This is a genomic window from Burkholderia sp. Ap-955 (assembly GCF_011753045.1).
GTDB lineage: Bacteria > Pseudomonadota > Gammaproteobacteria > Burkholderiales > Burkholderiaceae > Burkholderia > Burkholderia lata_D.
On the sequence record NZ_VWWH01000024.1, the window covers coordinates 40,710 to 57,944 of the forward strand.

The 17,235-nt window shown below is 60.7% G+C and carries 21 protein-coding genes; 18 read left to right on the plus strand and 3 right to left on the minus strand.

Annotated elements, in window-relative coordinates; translation table 11 throughout:
• From F3J15_RS15750 to F3J15_RS15800, 11 genes are all read left to right on the plus strand, one after another.
• A complete protein-coding gene (locus F3J15_RS15750; RefSeq protein ID WP_166892319.1) occupies window positions 1–384 on the plus strand; it encodes an Imm10 family immunity protein in 384 nt (127 codons plus the stop codon).
• A 219-nt stretch (window positions 385–603) separates the two neighbouring features.
• Complete coding sequence (locus F3J15_RS37775; RefSeq protein ID WP_345891515.1) at window positions 604–774, plus strand: RHS repeat-associated core domain-containing protein; 171 nt, start codon at window positions 604–606, stop codon at window positions 772–774.
• Between the two features lie 1,592 nt (window positions 775–2,366).
• Window positions 2,367–2,705 carry a hypothetical protein gene (locus tag F3J15_RS15760; RefSeq protein ID WP_166892322.1) on the plus strand — a complete coding sequence of 113 codons (339 nt, stop codon included), beginning with the start codon at window positions 2,367–2,369 and terminating at the stop codon, window positions 2,703–2,705.
• A gap of 264 nt (window positions 2,706–2,969) precedes the next feature.
• A complete protein-coding gene (locus F3J15_RS15765) occupies window positions 2,970–3,287 on the plus strand; it encodes a hypothetical protein (RefSeq protein WP_166892325.1) in 318 nt (105 codons plus the stop codon).
• A 6-nt stretch (window positions 3,288–3,293) separates the two neighbouring features.
• Complete coding sequence (locus F3J15_RS15770; protein WP_166892285.1) at window positions 3,294–3,824, plus strand: hypothetical protein; 531 nt, start codon at window positions 3,294–3,296, stop codon at window positions 3,822–3,824.
• Complete coding sequence (locus F3J15_RS38105) at window positions 3,821–4,498, plus strand: SUKH-4 family immunity protein (protein ID WP_166892328.1); 678 nt, start codon at window positions 3,821–3,823, stop codon at window positions 4,496–4,498. The genes F3J15_RS15770 and F3J15_RS38105 overlap by 4 nt, the downstream gene beginning before the upstream one ends.
• Window positions 4,499–4,600: 102 nt before the next feature.
• Complete coding sequence (locus F3J15_RS15780) at window positions 4,601–5,089, plus strand: DUF4265 domain-containing protein (protein WP_166892331.1); 489 nt, start codon at window positions 4,601–4,603, stop codon at window positions 5,087–5,089.
• Between the two features lie 125 nt (window positions 5,090–5,214).
• A complete protein-coding gene (locus F3J15_RS15785; protein ID WP_166892334.1) occupies window positions 5,215–5,529 on the plus strand; it encodes a hypothetical protein in 315 nt (104 codons plus the stop codon).
• Between the two features lie 82 nt (window positions 5,530–5,611).
• Complete coding sequence (locus tag F3J15_RS15790; RefSeq protein WP_166892337.1) at window positions 5,612–6,016, plus strand: Imm1 family immunity protein; 405 nt, start codon at window positions 5,612–5,614, stop codon at window positions 6,014–6,016.
• Between the two features lie 22 nt (window positions 6,017–6,038).
• Window positions 6,039–6,407 carry a hypothetical protein gene (locus F3J15_RS15795; RefSeq protein ID WP_231937740.1) on the plus strand — a complete coding sequence of 123 codons (369 nt, stop codon included), beginning with the start codon at window positions 6,039–6,041 and terminating at the stop codon, window positions 6,405–6,407.
• Window positions 6,404–7,111 carry a hypothetical protein gene (locus F3J15_RS15800; protein ID WP_166892340.1) on the plus strand — a complete coding sequence of 236 codons (708 nt, stop codon included), beginning with the start codon at window positions 6,404–6,406 and terminating at the stop codon, window positions 7,109–7,111. The genes F3J15_RS15795 and F3J15_RS15800 overlap by 4 nt, the downstream gene beginning before the upstream one ends.
• 72 nt (window positions 7,112–7,183) lie before the next feature.
• Here F3J15_RS15800 and icmH read toward each other — a convergent pair whose 3' ends face one another.
• The 3 genes from icmH to tssJ form a co-directional block, all read right to left on the minus strand.
• On the minus strand, window positions 7,184–7,966 hold the full coding sequence (gene icmH / locus F3J15_RS15805) for a type IVB secretion system protein IcmH/DotU (protein WP_166892343.1): 783 nt from the start codon (window positions 7,964–7,966) through the stop codon (window positions 7,184–7,186).
• Window positions 7,963–9,309 (minus strand): type VI secretion system baseplate subunit TssK, encoded by a 1,347-nt coding sequence (tssK, locus tag F3J15_RS15810; protein WP_039352024.1) that lies wholly within the window; start codon window positions 9,307–9,309, stop codon window positions 7,963–7,965. The genes icmH and tssK overlap by 4 nt, the downstream gene beginning before the upstream one ends.
• Before the next feature lie 103 nt (window positions 9,310–9,412).
• Window positions 9,413–10,024, minus strand: coding sequence for a type VI secretion system lipoprotein TssJ (gene tssJ, locus F3J15_RS15815; protein ID WP_089483343.1), 612 nt, complete (start codon window positions 10,022–10,024; stop codon window positions 9,413–9,415).
• Window positions 10,025–10,400: 376 nt separating this feature from the next.
• Here tssJ and F3J15_RS15820 point away from each other — a divergent pair, with 376 nt between their 5' ends.
• From F3J15_RS15820 to tssG, 7 genes are all read left to right on the plus strand, one after another.
• Window positions 10,401–11,039: a tetratricopeptide repeat protein gene (locus F3J15_RS15820; protein ID WP_069246990.1), complete on the plus strand. Its 639-nt coding sequence runs from the start codon at window positions 10,401–10,403 to the stop codon at window positions 11,037–11,039.
• A 46-nt stretch (window positions 11,040–11,085) separates the two neighbouring features.
• On the plus strand, window positions 11,086–11,601 hold the full coding sequence (gene tssB / locus F3J15_RS15825) for a type VI secretion system contractile sheath small subunit (protein ID WP_027783377.1): 516 nt from the start codon (window positions 11,086–11,088) through the stop codon (window positions 11,599–11,601).
• A gap of 15 nt (window positions 11,602–11,616) precedes the next feature.
• Window positions 11,617–13,107, plus strand: a complete 1,491-nt coding sequence (gene tssC, locus F3J15_RS15830; protein ID WP_011350759.1) for a type VI secretion system contractile sheath large subunit — start codon at window positions 11,617–11,619, stop codon at window positions 13,105–13,107.
• A gap of 70 nt (window positions 13,108–13,177) precedes the next feature.
• Window positions 13,178–13,681: a type VI secretion system tube protein Hcp gene (locus F3J15_RS15835; protein WP_006477093.1), complete on the plus strand. Its 504-nt coding sequence runs from the start codon at window positions 13,178–13,180 to the stop codon at window positions 13,679–13,681.
• A gap of 63 nt (window positions 13,682–13,744) precedes the next feature.
• A complete protein-coding gene (gene tssE, locus F3J15_RS15840) occupies window positions 13,745–14,230 on the plus strand; it encodes a type VI secretion system baseplate subunit TssE (RefSeq protein WP_006477092.1) in 486 nt (161 codons plus the stop codon).
• Window positions 14,231–14,307: 77 nt separating this feature from the next.
• Complete coding sequence (tssF, locus tag F3J15_RS15845) at window positions 14,308–16,143, plus strand: type VI secretion system baseplate subunit TssF (RefSeq protein ID WP_089483345.1); 1,836 nt, start codon at window positions 14,308–14,310, stop codon at window positions 16,141–16,143.
• Window positions 16,107–17,207, plus strand: coding sequence for a type VI secretion system baseplate subunit TssG (gene tssG, locus F3J15_RS15850; RefSeq protein ID WP_166892346.1), 1,101 nt, complete (start codon window positions 16,107–16,109; stop codon window positions 17,205–17,207). Before tssF ends, tssG begins: the two co-directional genes overlap by 37 nt.
• The last annotated feature ends 28 nt before the right edge of the window (window positions 17,208–17,235 follow it).

Genomic DNA, 17,235 nt, shown 5'->3' on the forward strand with positions numbered 1-17,235 from the left:
ATGAAATTTGAATTTGTCGCAAATGACGTGACCTATACGTACGAGGATGGGGTTCATGTTCTGGGGCTGGTTGATAGCGGAAATGAGCCGCACGACTACGTTATCCTGCAGCGCGGGACTGAATTCGACGAGCAAGATCGGAAGTTGGGCCAAGATACGTATTACGTAGAGGTTTGCGCCGACGGGGTCGCAGGATATGGGGGGATCAAGTCCGTTTCACTCAATGCTGGCAAGTTGAACATCGAACTTGAAGATGGTGCCAAGTGGAGAGAAGATTTGTCGTCGATACAGATCGATGTACAAGCAGCGAAGGACCTCGAGGGTTTGAAAGCATGGCTGTTGGCTATATTCTCTGGTACGAGTACCTCGATTGCACTTGATTAGACGAGCCGGCTGTGGTTTGTGATTCACTCAAAGGTCGAGCAGTATCTGGCAACGGTTTCTGGTGAGGTAACTAGGGCCGATCCAAAGGCGGCCGAAGACCAGATCGGCACACCATGATTGCTGACGAATGATGAGGGCGACGTGGTGTGGGAGGCGTCGTTATAAGGCGTGGGGGAAGCGCGGGAGGTGATCGCGCGGGCGTCGAAGGCGGCGGGGATCGTGCCGCAGAATCCGTTGCGGTTCCAGGGGCGGCAGGTTGATGACGAAACGGGGTTGCACTATAACCGGTATTGGTACAACTCTCCACAGAGCGGTAGATTTGTATCGAAAGACACGATCAGATTGAAGGGGGGTATCAACGTATATCAGTATGCGTCCAATCCGATATAGTGGATCGATCCATTGAGGTTGTCAGGATACGACGTTTCTGCTGATACCGCCGAGCGGGGGGGCATATTACGTTGACACCTAACGCAGACGGAACTCATGTGGAGCTAGGGCCGGCTGACAAAGCCACACCCGATATGTCTGAATCTCAATGGAGGAAAGTATGTAGCTGTGTCGTCAAATACTTCGACAAAGCGAAGAACGTTGATCGCTTGGTCAAGTCTGCACAGGTGGGTGGAGATGCGTATCCAAATTCAAATCGAGCGTCAGGACTCAAAAAGGTTGTAGAGATTCGCGGCAATCATCGTGCATCTGAAGCGAATCACATTTCTAATTAAAAAGTGATGGCAGTTTATTTTTCTGAAATTGTCGATGCGCTGCTGCAATCTAATGGTGATACTTCAGGTCGATTGATTCGCGGTGAGGGTGGAGATAAGTCGCGGCTCGAGGATCGAGGCTACGATGTTGTGGGGAGGTTTCTGATTTCCATTTGTACGAGAAGTATATAAATATAAATCATAGGGATGGGGAAATTAATTCACTATATAAGTTGTATTGTCTCGGCGAAAATTATGTTGGCAGTTCCATCGATTTTGGGCGGGGCGTTGGGTTGATGGCTTTGCTCAAGCGAATTTGGGATGGGGTTCAATTTAGCCCTCTGAAGGGCGATATTCATCTTTATTTTTCCGATGACAAAAAAGATGGTGCAATTCTATTGGGTCAGCACTCTGTTATCCGGTTTGGCCGCAGAAGCGTAAGGTCTGGGTATGCCGTCTTGGGAGTGGATTATGCGGCCGTTGGATATGGAAAATTGATAAGGGGGTATAGTGGCGGCAATGGATAGACTCGATGAGAAGCCGTTGGATAGTTTGAGGAAATATTCCTCAGAATACGAAAAATTGATCAATTTATGCTTCGGTTGATTATTCTGATTGGCAACATCGTCTGTGGTAAATCGTCTGCAGTAACGTTGGCAAAGTGCGTGCCGATGGCGCTTTGCTCGGCTTGCGATGCTGCCTAAGCGGAGAAAATGAAACATGCAACCATTTGATCGGGAGGGGGCATATCTGCTTATGAACAGTCTTTTAAAAGGAATTCGAGGCGGATTGTCGGGCGAACTGATTAAATTTGGGGTTGCTATTTGGGGTTGCTCAAGGTGCTTTTGAAGAGATTGAAGATGGGCTGCAAATATCAGGGGAGCCGATTGAGGAGTTGACGTTGCCACCTCGTGACTTGGAATTTTTCCCGGATCAAATCGGGAGAATCCCGTTCGATATCTTCGAAACAGATTCCGACCCAGAATCCCGGCGCATTGCATGTCAATTGTGGGTAGGTGGCAAGAAGACTGACCTTGCTTTGGTGGCTGATCTGTCAATAAATCAGGGGGCGCCGGCATCTCTTGCTTTTAGATTGCTGCAATAGTTTTATCTTATTCGGCGGGTAAAAACGAGGGTCGCGAGAGATTGTGCGACTGTGGCAAGGGGGGGCTGCGTAGTCCTCTCGTCCAGATCGGCAGCAAACGAAAGCATCGCGGACCAAGGCATGGCCAAGATCTACGAAACGATCCGATACGAACCCTGATTTCGACATCGGTGATGATCCACTATTCCTCTCTCGACGCCGCGTTTCAGGCACACCCGGTCAGGATCGCCGACTGGGGGTACATGCGCTGTCGGGAAGTCGACCTGACTCCATCCGGCGTCGTGTTTTTCGACGATATCGAGGATCCCGGAGCCTGTCGACGTGCCGTATTCGCGGCGGAAAGCGGTGGTCTGATCGTGCTGACCATTCACGCTACTTCGATGGGAGACGTCGTCTTGTTTGCGTCCGACAGACGCATCGATTCCGCTCGGCATTGGCGTGCCGTGGCGCCGAACGAGTTCGCGCACTGGATTGAAGTTTTTGACTTCGTGTATTTCGGGGAGCCGATATAAGGTCGCTTTGCCAGGGGCATTCGGTCCGTCGCATTACCCGCGCCACCGGCTTCGTCAACCGAGAAATTCGACCACGAGCAACTTGACCAGCAACAACCGCCGGCAGATCTCACCAATACGAAATTGGCATAATCACGGCTCGCTGCACGAGCGCGACAGTAACCACGCGCGTGCGCCGTTACGTGATCGGAGGCGGAGAAGGCGGCGATTCGCCCCTTCTATCTAGCCCTCGACGCATTTGCCCCAGCTATAACCGCACCACCCATGTTGACCACTTCCGTGACTGAAGCATCGCTGAAACACATTCTCGAACGCCCGGGCGACTTCGCCGGTTGGCTCTACTTGCCACCCATGCCGTGGACGCTCGATACCGAAGGTGTGTTCTCCGAAGACACCAAGGATGCCGAGGACGATGCTGTACCTGCCATCGCGAATCAACCCGGCTGGCGGATCACCTTGGACAGCGCGACGATCGAGGACATCGTGATCAACGCCCACGACCAGGTTGACGAACCGAGCGTTGTGCAATTGCTCGACGCGTTCGTCTTCTACGTAGAGAACGATGCATTTATCCTGTTCTGACGAGACGTGAACAGAACGACGGGGCGGCACTCCGCTCCCGTACTTCGTCCGACATGCCGTCACCCGATGGGAATCGGTGACGTGCGGTTTTTTGGCGAGAAAGCGATGACGATCCCCGACGACGTGAGCATCTATTTGTCGAAACAGAGCGGTAACGTCGAACGTGACGACCCGCGGGGCGTCCTCAACGCGCTCGACCGTCTCGGGATCGAACACGACACCGAATTCGCGGCTTTCTATCTCGCGTACCAGGGCCCATTCATCAGCCCGCGTCCAGTTGCCGAGTTGTGGGATCTGCTCGATTACTCGGGTATCGTCGCGTCGCTCGATTACGTGCGGGATCGATACGGGTTTCCCGATCACCTGTTGCCGCTGACGTCGGATGAAAGCGAGGGCATGTACTTGTACGATGCGCTGTCCGGTGCGGTTCACGATTACGATTTGGCCGCACATTCGCACTTCATGGCCGGCAAAATCGACGCACGCTGGGCCTCGTTCTCGGCATTCCTGAAGTGGTATTTTGACGATGCGGCGTGAACGTCGGATCGGCGAGCATCGATGCGTATTCGATGCGATACCGGCATCGTTCGCAATCGATTCGGCAAGGCGCGAAGTCAACAGGAGGCACGATGCACGATCGGGATCTGAAGCAGTTCATCGTCGAAATTCGTGACACGGTCGATGCGCACGCAAGCATTGGCGCACGTGCGCCCGACAATGCAACGCACGCGAGATCCCTCTCCGTCAGCTCTGAAACGGCCGCATGGTTCAACGCCCTCGACAATGTCGACCTGTCGATTCCCTGGACCGCTGATGACCTCCTGTTATACGGCAACCAGGCGAGCCTCACGATCGGGCAGACCGGTTATCGTGTCGACGCGTCGGGCCGTCGGCTGTCCGGATGGCACGACGACTGGATCGTGCTGGGTCAGATGGGCGGCGATCCCGTTATCGTCGTGCCGAACGGCGATGTGCTGTTCGACCGCCACGGCGCGGGCGCTTGGGCACCATTGCGCGTCGCTCCATCCGTCACGCATTTCGCGCACGCGTTGTGGATCTGGTGCGATCTGTACGTCGGAAAGTATTCGCGCGATATCTTCGACAACTCGTATGAGATCCGGCCAGCATTCCTTGAGCAGATCCAGTCGAGGATAGGTGAGGCACTGCAGGATGCGGACGCGGCGGCTTTTATGAAGATGATCGAGGGGTGACTGCAGGCGAGTAGTGCCAGGAAATTAGATGGCCACGACACCGATAGCCTTGCGGACACCAGTTGTTGACCGTAACCCGGCCCCACGCGCGGCGAGAATGAGATGCACAACTTCGACCAAGAGTACGACCTGATCTACGTCTACGCAAGCAGCTCCGGCGACGCACCTGTTCACGAAGAGCTTCCCGCGCGCCAGGTCGAGCCGGGTGTCTACAAACTCCTAGCGTCACCCGGTCTCACGTTGAATCTCGCGAAGGGCGATCTCGTCCGCATTGACGCGCCCAATCGTCCTGCCACGGTACTGAAACGAGGCGGAAACTACTGCATCCAGATCTACGGCGACGCGATCCCGGATCACGAGACCGATCGGCTTGCGAGCGAGGTCGCATCCGAACTGAACGGCACGCTCGACGGTCGCCATGGTGGCTCGCTTGCGCTATCGGTGCCGTCCGGTGCGGGTGGCGAGAGAATTCGCACCGTATTCGACGGCTTTACGGAACGAACCGGCCTCGGTTGGTATTACGCCAACATCTACCGGAACTTCGAGGATCAGCAGGACGAAACGCTGCTCGACTGGTGGCTCGATCGATAGCGAGGTCGGGCATCAACACGTGCTCCTCGCCGAACGTGACTACAAGCGCTCGTTGCCAAGCATGTGCTTACGCACGATTTGAGGTATGGGATGCAACGAACTGTAGTCACAAAGGTCCGTCGACGATGAACAAGACCCGTGTTTGGCCCAGTGGAGATGGCAAGCCCGTCTGCATGCTCGGATTCGACCATTCTGAATTCTCGGTGCGGACCGGGCTTCCATTCGAAAAGGGCGCCGACGATCTGGACGAATACTTTGCCGGCATGCTGCTCGACGACAGAGTCGGGCCCATGCAGTTCATGTATTACGTCAAGGCCCCGATAAAAGGCGTGGTCGTCAGTGTCGATTCGCAGGTGAAAACGGCGCATGCCGTAGACGTTGTGAAGAAGCGGTTCGGTTTGACTGATTCCGATTTCCAGTGGATTGCGAGTAATGAGTAGCGGATCGGGTCGAGGGCAACGCGCCGAACGTCGCTCGGCCAACGTAATCCGTCCGCTTGAGCAAGCGGTGGAAGGCCATCGAATGCGAACCACGAAAGTGATCGAGGAAACCTACATCGGCAACCGTTCGCATGTGACGGAAGCGCGATGCGACAGTGTTGCGCAAGCCATCACGGCAGTCGACAGGCTGAACGGTCGCGATCGCTCGACAGTCGCATTCGAGTCGAGCGATGGAGTGGTGATGACGATTGGCGGAGGTAACGACGGGCGGTATGTCGTATTTATCGCATCGAGCCTCGATGCCGTGTTGCTGAACCTGACGACACCCGAGGCACCGATGGAAGAAACGATCGAACTCGTTGCCGGCGGCCAGTGCGGCAGCTACCCGGCGCGGGAATGTGTGGATCGCGTGAAGGCAGCGAAAGCGGTCGCCTATTTCGTATCGTCCGGCCGGGCCGATCCACAGCTATGCTGGCAAGCTGGTTAGTGCCCCACAGGACGGGAAGAGCATGACGAACATGACAGACGATCCGGTTGGCCTGCGTGCCCGTCAGGAAGCCATTTGTGCGCGATACAACCTGCCTGTCGTCGAACCTGAGGACATGGTTGCCGTCGCCATGTCGACGCTCGGGAAAGCACCCGTCCATGGCACGCGCATCACGCTGTCCGAAGGACGGAACGTGAGCTGGTTTTTTCATTGTGGCGAATACTCGGATGCCGACGATTTTTATCAGCCGCTGCATGCCACGCATTTGCCTCAATTCCTGCCGCTGGTCTTGCCTTATTTGATGCTGCCGGCCGGCGTACGTTTCATCATCGACGACACCGGCTATGAGGACATCTGGATGGATCATCCCGGCAACGAGGCGTCGCAGTGAGTGCGCGGCAAACCCTCCGCAAGGCATTGATGCTGCTCGATCGTGGCATGACAGATCGCGGCGAAGCGGCACTGTGTCTCGCGCTGGCCGAGGCCGAGCAGGAAGGCGATCGCGTTGCGCTCGCGCAGTCGCTCGTCGCCCTTGGAGAGCTGTTGTGTGAAACGTCACGTGGTGTATCGGCACGGCCGTTCCTGGAGCGGGCGCTTGCGGCAGCAAGCGATACCGATGTCGGCACGCTGGCGATCGAGCGTGACAAGGCAGAACAGCTGCTGGCGCGTATCGAGTGCGAACGTATCGGATGGCGGATTCGTCGCCCGGAGGATTTCAAGAATAGAACTTTCCAGCTAGCCGAATTCATTGCCGTTGTCCGCGCGAAGGCGGAGCGGCGGGCGGGCTACGATCCCGCGTGGCTATATGATGTTTACGGAAAGGACGGTGACGCGGAGCTGTGTCCGCAACAGACGATTTTCATCGGCGATACGGTACAGGTCGACGATGAGGATCGCGAGATCTACCCCGAGAAGGTCACCGAGCTTGATTACGTATTCCAGTACGCGTGCGGGCACTTTCAGGACGTCGTCGATCTGGCCTATCGTCAGAAACCGGACGCATCGATCGAGGAGGTCGTTCGCTGCTTCAATCATTTCGATCGCTACGATGACTTCCTCGATCTGTGCCCGAACGGCATGCAGTCACAAGCATGACTAAACCGGATGCCGGAATAAAAAAGGACCGCTTGGCGGTCCTTTTTCATCGTGAAGCGTTGCCCCAGCCCCTCAAGGCAACGAAATCGTCAAATTAGCCGACTCCGGCCCGACCTTGATGACTTGCGAATAAGGCGCCAGCGCCTGCAGCGTCTTGTCCTTGAGATAGGTGTTGAGCCCGAGATATCCGAGCAGTGCGACAAGAGCAAAAACCGCCCCAATCGCCCAAACCGGCACTTCACGTTTGAGTCGATGCGCGATCTGATCCGGCAGCGGCCAATGCGGCGCAAACGCCGCCCGCTTGCCCTTCATATGCGCGATCTCATCCCCCAGCCGCGCGGTGAGGTAAGCCAGCTTCTCCGGCCCTTCCAGCAGATACTTCCCCTGGAACCCGAGCAGCAGGCACATATGAAACACCTCGAGCGACTGCAGCCGCGCCGCACCCTGCGCGCGACATTCCTCGAGATACTGGAAGAACTTCTCGCCCGCGAGCTGCTCGCCGAACAGCACGAGCTGCAGCGGCCGGCGTTCCCAGTCCGTGCGGATCTTGAACTGCGACGACAGCACCATCTCGTCGATCGCCGCGCAGAACGCGAACTTCGCGCCGTACACGTCTTCAGCGGCGATATTCAGCTTCTTCGCGCCGCGCTCGAAGTCCGACAGGAATTCCTGGATGCGCGTGCTGAACTCGCCCGCGCTCTCCGGCTCCCGCCCGTTCTTGAGCAGGAACAGCATGAAGAACCCGTCGTACAGCAGGTCGAGCAGCGAACGGGCCTGGAACGAGGCGTCGGTCGACGCCGGCGTATGCAGGGGGGCCGGCGCGTTGTCGCCGAACAGGGAAGGCGCGTAGCTCATGATGTGACCGCGATCAGTTCGAATTTCAGGTCATTGATGCCAGTCGGCGCGTAGATCATCGCGGACTGGGCCTGCAGCATGCGCTCGTACAGCGGGCTACGCGAATCGAGCGCGAAGTAGCATGCGCCGGGGCGCACCGGAATCGCGGGCGGCACCTGCGGCGTGTACGAGAGCCGCACGCCTGGCATGGCCGACAGCACGAGCTTGTCGACGTCGTCGGGCGCGCCGACCTTGAAGCGGGCCGGCACCGCATCGACGAGCTCGACGCTCGGCATGTCCGCGGACACCGCCAGGTAGAACTCGGTCTTGTCGTCGATCTTGCCGGAATCGAGGCGGCCGAGGTGGAACGACGGGCGCACCTCGTCGAGCGTGATCGCGAAGTAGCGCGTCGAGATCACGGTGTCGAGCAGCTCGCGCAGCATCAGGTCGAGACGCGCGAAGCTCGGGCCTGGATCGTCATGGCGGTACACCGGCAAATCAGCCAGCGTATAGCCCTTCGAGAACGTCATCAGCTGGCCTGCGAGGCGCAGCAGTTCCTGGAACAGCCGCTCCGGATGCAGCGCCGAATGCTGGTGCAGGTGCGCGAGCGTCGCGAACGCGGCGTTCGCGGTGTGCAGCAGCCAGAACGACGCGATGTCGCCCGAGCGGAATTCGATGATGTTCTTCGACGGCTCGCGGTGGAAGCCGTACAGCGCGTTCACCTTCGCCTGCAGCGCGTCGACGAGCTGACGCAGCCGCTGGTGGAGGATCGGCGACGCGTCGATCGCGAGGCACGGCGGCACGAAGCTGTCGTCGATCTCGAAACCGGACGTCGCAGTGCGGCGCACGCGCACGAGCGGCACCGACAGCAGCTGGTCGCGCGGTTCGCTATGCGCGATCAGCTTGACCTGCGTCTTCAGGAACGTGATGTCGGCTTCGGCGGCGTCGGTGAAGTTGTCGCCGACGCTCGTCTGCTCGCTGACGAAGCGCGTCATGAAGCCGGCGGCCGGATCGTCGCTGTAGTTGGTGCCGTTCTCGCGCAGCGGGTGCAGCGCGAGATAGAACACGAATTCGTTGATGCCGTCAGGCAGCGTGTCCAGCGCGATCGGCGGCGGCAGGTCGTCGGCCTGCGGCGCGGCATACAGCGCGCCGTCCGGGAACACGAGCGCAAGCTCGGCCACCCGCAGCACGTTGCTGCCGAGCGCATCGCGGTCGATGCGCACCGAGCGCACGCCCCAGTTGTACGGCTGGATCGCCTGGATCGATTCGAACAGACGCGCTTCGTGGTACGCGTCCTGTCGCTGAAAGTGTTGAGGCCGGAGGAACAGCCCTTCCCCCCACAGCACCTTGGCCGAATAACTCATGTCAAATCCGGTTAATGTCGCGTTGCGATGTAATCGATTTGTTCGTGCCCGAATTAAATCGCCAATTGTTAACTCTTGTTAATTGACATTCGTGCGTCATTGTTTAACCGCAGGAGACCGAAGAAAGCAAATTCAGCGGTTGTGAAGGCGCACCCTGTTGCGGTGCGATGACAGTGCCGTCGGTGACCGTCATCGCGCAATTATGCAGGCCGATGATTATGCCGGATTTCTCCGACTTCGCCGGGTCGAACGTCAGTTTCCATCGTTGGATTGCGGGATCGCGGAACAGGGCGACGATGCCGAATGCCTGCGCCTCGCGCGAAACCTTCTCGGTCGCCGTATAGCGCTGGCCCGGAATCAGCGTGATTTCACGCACGTTCAGCAGATCGGCACCCAATGCGGCCTTTTCCTTGGTCGGATCCGTAAATGCGTCGAACGGCGCCTGCTGGAACGACGTCGGGTCCTTCAGCGTATAGAGCCGCACGACGAGCGCGAGCGGCTTGTGGTCGGTCGCGGCATTCAGGTTCGGCGCGGCGGCCAGCGTAATGCCGAGGTTGCGCGGCGGCTTCTGCGCGTCGGGCACCTCGGGCTTGCCGATACCGGCCGCGGACATCACGGCGCTCGCGGCCGAGCCGAGCAGCGGGGCGGCCGCGCATCCGGCCAGGAGGGCGCAGGCAACCAGTGGCAGCGCGTAGCGAATCATCAACGATCTCATCGTATTTCCGGCGGGCTGCCTTTTATCCCTGTCAAATCTGCCGGGTATTTCCGCGTTCGCTGCGTGTCCCCGGCATTGCACTGTTCAACTATTAAGCACGCCCGCGTCGAGGCAGGCGTCCGGAAATTTTTTCCGCCATCCGGGCGGCGTGTCGTGGAGCCAGTAAAACTTGCCCATTCCGGCCACCAGAAAAAATCGCTGCGAGCCCGCTGCGAGAGGCCATTGGAGGGGGTAGCGCCCGGTTTTAAAAGGAATTACTCTTCACACGACGATTGAATTATGAAAAATTGATCGGTACTATACCCGCGCGCTTCTTGCAAAGCAAAAGAACCAGATTCTCAACGATTTTAAAACTCACGCGCCGGTGGATATAACGATGAAAGACCGTCTCTTCGCAAAACTGTCTGGGGTAGTAGTGGCTTGCGGCGTGATCGCCGGTTGTGCGAGCCAGCCTCCGGCGCCGCCGACTGCCGAAGTGTTCAACAAGTCGCTGGCGGATGCGGACGCAGTTGCGAAGGCGGGGGACCAGGACAAGGCCCTCGGCCTGTACCAGCAGCTCGCGAAGTCGGATCCGACGCGCGAAGAGCCGTGGTCGCGCATCGCGCAAATCCAGTTCGCCCAGAACCATTACGGCCAGGCAATCGTTGCCGCGCAGGAAGCGCTGCAGCGCGACGCGACCGACCGTCAGGCGAAGAGCGTGCTGGCCGTGGCCGGCCTGCGGATCGCGACGCAGTCGCTCGGCGAGCTGCGCCAGGATTCGTCGCTCGCGGGTGACGCGAAGTCGGATGCGCAGGCGCTCGCGAAGCAGCTGCGCGACACGCTGGGCGAATCGGCGCTGTTCCCGCCGGAAACGACGACCCGCGCCACGGGCCGAGTCAAGAAGGGTCGTACGGTCGTCCATACGAAGAAGGCCCAGACGCAGACCGCCGAATCCAACGTTGCGCCGCCGCCGACCAACACGTCGTCGGGCGGCGGGGCGAAGGGCGGTGACCCGTTCGGCGCACTGCGCAACTGACCGCAAGACTGACGCGATAACCACAACTAACCTGGGAGCCGTCGAGATGGCCAAGAAAGAAAGCATTCAGAAAAGCTTGCAGAAAATACGGCCGCCGCGCGTCCAATTGACCTATGAGGTCGAGAAGGGCGATGCGATCGAGGTGAAGGAACTGCCGTTCGTCGTCGGGGTCGTCGGCGATCTGGCGGGCCAGTCCGAAATCGAGCAGCCGAAGCTGCGCGACCGTAAATTCGTCAACATCGATCGCGACAATTTCGACGACGTGATGAAGGCGATCGAGCCGCGTGCCGCGTTCCAGGTGGAAAACCGCCTGAGCCCGGAAGGCGGCAAGTTCGCGGTCGACCTGAAGTTCCGTTCGCTGTCGGATTTCAGCCCGGACGAAGTCGTCGAACAGGTCGAGCCGCTGCGCCGCCTGCTCGAGGCGCGCTCGAAGCTCGCCGACCTGCGCAACAAGCTCGCCGGCAACGACAAGCTCGAGGATCTGCTGTCCGAGGTGCTGAAGAACACGCAGCAGCTGCAGGAGCTCGCGAAGGGCACGGGCAGCGACAAAGACGGCGAATGACGACGGAGTGTTGAGATGAACCAGCAAACGGCTGCGGCCCAAGCGAGCGGCGCGGACTACGCCGCCGGGACCTCGCTGCTCGACGACATCGTCGAGAAGAGCAAGGTCGCGAAATCCGATTCCGAGCATGCGCGTGCGAAGGACCTGATCGGCGAACTCGTGCACCAGGTGCTCGACGGCACGGTGATCGTGTCGGACAACCTGTCGGCCACGATCGACGCGCGCGTCGCGGAACTGGACCGCCTGATTTCCACGCAGCTTTCCGCGGTGATGCACGCGCCGGAATTCCAGCGCCTTGAAAGCACGTGGCGCGGGATGGACTACCTGGTCAAGGAAAGCAACACCGGCCAGACGATCAAGATCAAGGCGCTGCACGCACCGAAGCGCGACCTCGTGCGCGATTTCAAGGGTGCGAGCGAGTTCGACCAGAGCGCGCTGTTCAAGAAGGTCTACGAAGAGGAATTCGGCACGTTCGGCGGCTCGCCGTTCGGTGCGCTGATCGGCGATTACGAGATCTCGCGCCAGCCGGAAGACATGTACTTCATCGAGCAGATGTCGCACGTCGCGGCGGCCGCGCATGCGCCGTTCATCGCGTCGGCATCGCCCGAGCTGCTCGGCCTCGAGTCGTTCTCCGACCTCGGCAAGCCGCGCGACCTGGGCAAGGTGTTCGATACGGTCGAATATGCGAAGTGGAAGTCGTTCCGCGACGCCGAAGATTCGCGCTACGTCGGCCTGACGCTGCCGCGCTTCCTCGGCCGCCTGCCGTTCAATCCGAAGGACGGCCAGACCGCGGAGAACTTCAACTTCGTCGAGGACGTCGACGGCACCGACCACGACAAGTACCTGTGGTGCAACGCCGCGTGGGCGTTCGCTGCACGCCTGACGGCCGCATTCGACGACTTCGGCTGGTGCGCGGCGATCCGCGGCGTCGAAGGCGGCGGCCTCGTCGAGGACCTGCCGACCCACACGTTCAAGACCGACGACGGTGAAGTCGCGCTGAAGTGCCCGACCGAAATCGCGATCACCGATCGCCGCGAGAAGGAGCTGAGCGACCTCGGCTTCATCCCGCTCGTCCATTGCAAGAACTCAGATTACGCCGCGTTCTTCGCTGCGCAGTCGGTGCAGAAACCCAAGAAATACAGCACCGACAGCGCGAATGCGAACGCCGTCCTGTCCGCCCAGCTTCAGTACATCTTCTCGGTATCGCGCGTCGCGCACTACCTGAAGGCGATGATGCGGGACAAGATCGGCAGCTTCGCATCGGCGCAGAACGTGGAGACTTTCCTCAACCGGTGGATTTCGCAATACGTCCTGCTCGACGACAACGCCTCGCAGGAACAGAAAGCGCAATTTCCGCTGCGCGAGGCATCCATACAAGTGTCAGAGATTCCGGGCAAGCCGGGCTCGTATCGTTCGGTCGCGTTCCTGCGCCCGCACTTTCAGCTCGACGAACTCTCGATTTCTCTGCGACTTGTCGCTGATCTGCCCAAACCGGCAAATTCATAAGCGAGTAAATCGCCCGGGCGGGCCGCCTGGGTAGGACGTTAAAACCACCTCTTTGGGGAGTCGAAGGGCCATGTTACATATGCACTTGCAGTTTGGTAGTCCCGCGGTGAAGGGCGAATCCGCGGATAAGGACCACCAGGGCTGGATCGAGCTGAAATCGTGGGATCACTCGATCGTTCAGCCGCGTTCGGCAACCGCATCGACCGCTGGCGGTCACACGATGACGCGTTGCGAACACGGCGACATGATCTTCACGAAGGAGATCGATTCGTCGAGCCCGCTGCTGTACCAACACGCTTCGGGCGGCACCACGTTCGACGAGGTGACGGTTCATTTCTCGCGCGCTGACGGTGAAGGCAAGCGCGTGCAGTATCTGGAAGTCAAGCTCAAGTACGTGATCATCTCGAGCATCGCCCCGAGCGTTCGCGAAGAAGGTCTGCCGCTCGAGACGTTCTCGCTGAAGTACGCAGCTGTGCAGTGGAAGCAAACCCAGCAGAAGATCGGCGGCAACCAGGGCGGTAACACGCAAGGCGCCTGGAGTCTGACGAAGAACGACAAGACCTACGCGGTCTAAGGTCGGTTGCGGCAACGGGGCGCACGGCGTCCCCGTTGCCGTTTTCGCTGTGAATCCCGGCCGATGAAACGATTCGAACCCAGTTTTCTCGACAAGCTGTTCGACGACGAACCGCACCTGCCGGCCTCGGCAGCGATGCGGCAATTGTCGCTGGACGAGCTCAAGAACACGGTCGCCCGCGACGTCGAGGCGATCCTCAATACCCGTATCGCCCACACCGAGAACGAGCTGGCCGCGCTGCCGGAGTGCCAGAAGTCGGTGCTGACCTACGGGCTGAACGATTTCGCGGGGCTGAGCCTGGCGAGTCACTACGATCGCGCGTTCATCTGCAAGTCGATCCAGCAGGCCATCGCACGCCACGAGCCGCGCCTGCAGCAGGTGCAGGTGACGTTCGAGCTGAACGAGCAGGCCACCAACGCGCTTTACTTCGCGATCCAGGCGCTGCTCGTCGTGCACCCGGCCGAGGAGCCGGTGAGTTTCGACGCGATGCTGCAGCCTTCGACGCTGCAGTATTCGGTCACGCGCGCACGCGCCGCAAGAATGCAGTAAATCAAGCCGCCGAGCGGGCCGGACCGCCCGGTGGTGGAACAGGGTCCGGCAGGAAATATTGAGGTTCGGGGTCGTCGATGGAAGAATTGCTGCCGTATTACGAGCGCGAATTATCGTTTTTGCGGCGCTATTCGCGAGATTTCGCCGAACGCTATCCGAAGATCGCGGCGCGGCTCGCGCTATCCGGCGAGCATTGCGAGGATCCGCACGTCGAGCGGATGATCGAGTCGTTCGCGCTGCTCGGCGCGCGCATCAACAAGAAACTCGACGACGATTACCCGGAATTCACCGAAGCGCTGCTGGAAGTGCTGTATCCGCACTACCTGCGGCCGTTCCCGTCGTGCTCGATCGCGCAGTTCACGCCGGCGTCGCCCGGCCAGCAGACCGAGCCGGTCGTGATCGATCGCGGCACCGAGCTGAAGAGCCGCCCGATCCGCGGCGTGCAGTGCCGGTTCCGCACCGCCTATGACGTGACGCTCGCGCCGATCCGCATCTCGGAAGCCCGCTATACGCCGGTCGCGCTCGCGCCGAGCGCGACGGTGCTGCCGTCGAACGCCACGGGCGTGATCTCGATCACGTTCGAGTCGCTCGCCGCGCAGCTCGATCTCGGCGCGCTGAAGCTGCCGACGCTGCGCGCGCACCTGCACGGCGAGCAGTCGTTCGTCGCCGCGCTGACCGACTGCCTGTTCGTCAACGTGCTCGGCGCGTATGTCGAACCCGAGCGCAACGGCCGCTGGACTGCGCTGCGCAAGCTGCCGATCGCGCACGCCGGCTTCGACGAGGACGACGCGCTGATCGACTACCCGGCGAAATCGCATCCCGCGTATCGCCTGCTCACCGAATACTTCGCGTTCCCCGACAAGTTCGATTTCGTCGACTTCGACATCGCGGCGATCGCGCGCGCGAGCGGCCGCTGCCAGCGCGCGACGCTGCATCTCGTGCTGCAGGACGTGCGCAGCGATTCGCATGTCGCGCGGCTGCTCGAACTGCTGACGGCGAGCCACTTCCGGCTGTTCTGCACGCCGATCGTCAACCTGTTCCGCCAGCACGGCGAACCGATCCGCATCACGCACCGCGCGGTGTCCTATCCGGTGATCGCCGAGGCGCGGCGCGCGTTCGCGTACGAGGTGTATTCGATCGATTCGGTGAAACTCGTGAGGCAGCAGGCGCACGAGGAGTCGGTGATCGAGTTCCGGCCGTTCTATTCGCTGCATCACGGTGAATCGGCGCGGATCGGCCATTACTGGTTCGCACGCCGCAACGACTGGGTCGCGCAGAAGAGCCCCGGCTACGAAACCGAGATCTCGATCGTCGACATCGATTTCGAGCCGACGTCGCCGCAGACCGACACGCTGAGCCTCGACCTCACCTGCACGAACCGCGACCTGCCGGCGATGCTCGCGTTCGGGCTCGAAGGCGGCGACCTGTTCCAGGAAGGCGGCGCGCAGACGAGCGGCATTTCACTGCTGCGCCGCCCGACGCAGAGCGTGCGCTTCGAGCGCGGCCGCGCCGCGCACTGGCGGCTCGTGTCGCACCTCGCGCTCAATCACGTGTCGCTGGTCGCGCACGGCCTCGCGCCGCTGAAGGAAATGCTGACGCTGTACGACCTGCGGCGCACCGCCGTGTCGATGCGCCAGATCGACGGCCTCGTCGGCGTCGAGCAGCGCGGCGCCGTGCAGTGGCTGCCCGGCAAGCCGTTCGCGACCTTCGTGCGCGGCATCGAGATCCGCCTGACGATCGACGAGGAACACTTCGTCGGCGCGAGCCTGGCCTCGTTCGTGCGCGTGCTCGACAGCTTCTTCGGGCTGTACGTGCACCTCAACAGTTTCGTTCAATTGGTCGTCGTGTCGAAGCGCACCGGCGAGGAGATCATCCGATGCAAGCCCCGAACCGGCGAATCGATCCTGGCGTAGTCGACGCGCTGCTCGACGAGCCGCACCGCTTCGAGTTCTTCCAGGCGGTGCGCGTGCTCGAAGGGCTGTTCGCGCGGCAGGCGTCGGATGCGCCCGGCGCGTGGCGGCAGGGCGACGTGGTCGCGCAGCGCATCGAATTCCGCAACACGCTGTCGCTCGGCTTTCCGCCGAGCGAGATCGAAGGCGCGCGTTCGTTCGACGACGACGGCACCCACCTCGACACGGGCGAGGCGCGCGGCGCCGCGCTCGCGGCTGGTGAGCTCGGCCACGTCGAGCTGACGCCCGCGTTCTTCGGGCTGCTCGGCGGGCAGGGCGCGCTGCCGCTGCATTACACCGAGCAGATCGTCGCGCGCGAGCACCTGAAGCGCGACCATGCGGCGCGCGCGTTCTTCGACGTGTTCTCGAACCGCGCGACCGCGCTGTTCTATGCCGCGTGGAAGAAATACCGGCTGCCGTTCCATTACGAGCTCGATCGTGACGAGCGCTATCTGCCGCTGCTGCTCGCGATCGCGGGCGTGCCGAGCGACGAGGTGCGAGACAGTCTCGCGGCCGGCGTGGGCGGCGTGCTCGACGAGGCCGTGGCCGGCTATGCGCTTGCCGCACGGCACCGGCCGATGTCGGCCGCGTACCTGCAGCACACGCTGTCCGACTACTTCCGCGTGCCGGTGAAGATCGACCAGTTCGTCGGCAAGTGGTACGACGTGCCGCCCGACCAGCTGAGCGTGCTCGGCGAAGTCAACGCGGTGCTCGGCGCGACGGCGCTCGTCGGCGAACGCGTGTGGCAGCGCGACATGCGCGCGCGGATCATCGTCGGGCCGCTGTCCAAGCGCGACTACGAGGCGTTCCTGCCCGGTGGCGCGCACGCCATCGCATTGGAGCGGATGCTGACGCTGCTCGCCGGCGTCACGCTCGAATACGAAGTGAAGCTCGTGCTCAAGCGCACCGAGGTCGGCGCGAGCGTGCTCGGCGCGGGCTCGCGGCTCGGCTGGGACGCGTTCCTGTGTACGCGCGATGCGATCGAGGACCGCTCCGACGCCCGCTACGAACTGCACGTGATTCATTGATTCCGAACGACAACAACACGCAATCGAA

What these genes read in the sequence shown, in the direction of transcription:
- F3J15_RS15750 (WP_166892319.1), top strand. Translation starts at nt 1, where the DNA reads ATGAAATTTGAATTTGTCGCAAATGACGTGACCTATACGTACGAGGAT.
- F3J15_RS15760 (WP_166892322.1), top strand. Translation starts at nt 2,367, where the DNA reads ATGATCCACTATTCCTCTCTCGACGCCGCGTTTCAGGCACACCCGGTC.
- F3J15_RS15765 (WP_166892325.1), top strand. Translation starts at nt 2,970, where the DNA reads ATGTTGACCACTTCCGTGACTGAAGCATCGCTGAAACACATTCTCGAA.
- F3J15_RS15780 (WP_166892331.1), top strand. Translation starts at nt 4,601, where the DNA reads ATGCACAACTTCGACCAAGAGTACGACCTGATCTACGTCTACGCAAGC.
- F3J15_RS15785 (WP_166892334.1), top strand. Translation starts at nt 5,215, where the DNA reads ATGAACAAGACCCGTGTTTGGCCCAGTGGAGATGGCAAGCCCGTCTGC.
- F3J15_RS15790 (WP_166892337.1), top strand. Translation starts at nt 5,612, where the DNA reads ATGCGAACCACGAAAGTGATCGAGGAAACCTACATCGGCAACCGTTCG.
- F3J15_RS15795 (WP_231937740.1), top strand. Translation starts at nt 6,039, where the DNA reads ATGACGAACATGACAGACGATCCGGTTGGCCTGCGTGCCCGTCAGGAA.
- icmH (WP_166892343.1), bottom strand. Translation starts at nt 7,966, where the DNA reads ATGAGCTACGCGCCTTCCCTGTTCGGCGACAACGCGCCGGCCCCCCTG.
- tssK (WP_039352024.1), bottom strand. Translation starts at nt 9,309, where the DNA reads ATGAGTTATTCGGCCAAGGTGCTGTGGGGGGAAGGGCTGTTCCTCCGG.
- tssJ (WP_089483343.1), bottom strand. Translation starts at nt 10,024, where the DNA reads ATGAGATCGTTGATGATTCGCTACGCGCTGCCACTGGTTGCCTGCGCC.
- F3J15_RS15820 (WP_069246990.1), top strand. Translation starts at nt 10,401, where the DNA reads ATGAAAGACCGTCTCTTCGCAAAACTGTCTGGGGTAGTAGTGGCTTGC.
- tssB (WP_027783377.1), top strand. Translation starts at nt 11,086, where the DNA reads ATGGCCAAGAAAGAAAGCATTCAGAAAAGCTTGCAGAAAATACGGCCG.
- tssC (WP_011350759.1), top strand. Translation starts at nt 11,617, where the DNA reads ATGAACCAGCAAACGGCTGCGGCCCAAGCGAGCGGCGCGGACTACGCC.
- F3J15_RS15835 (WP_006477093.1), top strand. Translation starts at nt 13,178, where the DNA reads ATGTTACATATGCACTTGCAGTTTGGTAGTCCCGCGGTGAAGGGCGAA.
- tssE (WP_006477092.1), top strand. Translation starts at nt 13,745, where the DNA reads ATGAAACGATTCGAACCCAGTTTTCTCGACAAGCTGTTCGACGACGAA.
- tssF (WP_089483345.1), top strand. Translation starts at nt 14,308, where the DNA reads ATGGAAGAATTGCTGCCGTATTACGAGCGCGAATTATCGTTTTTGCGG.
- tssG (WP_166892346.1), top strand. Translation starts at nt 16,107, where the DNA reads ATGCAAGCCCCGAACCGGCGAATCGATCCTGGCGTAGTCGACGCGCTG.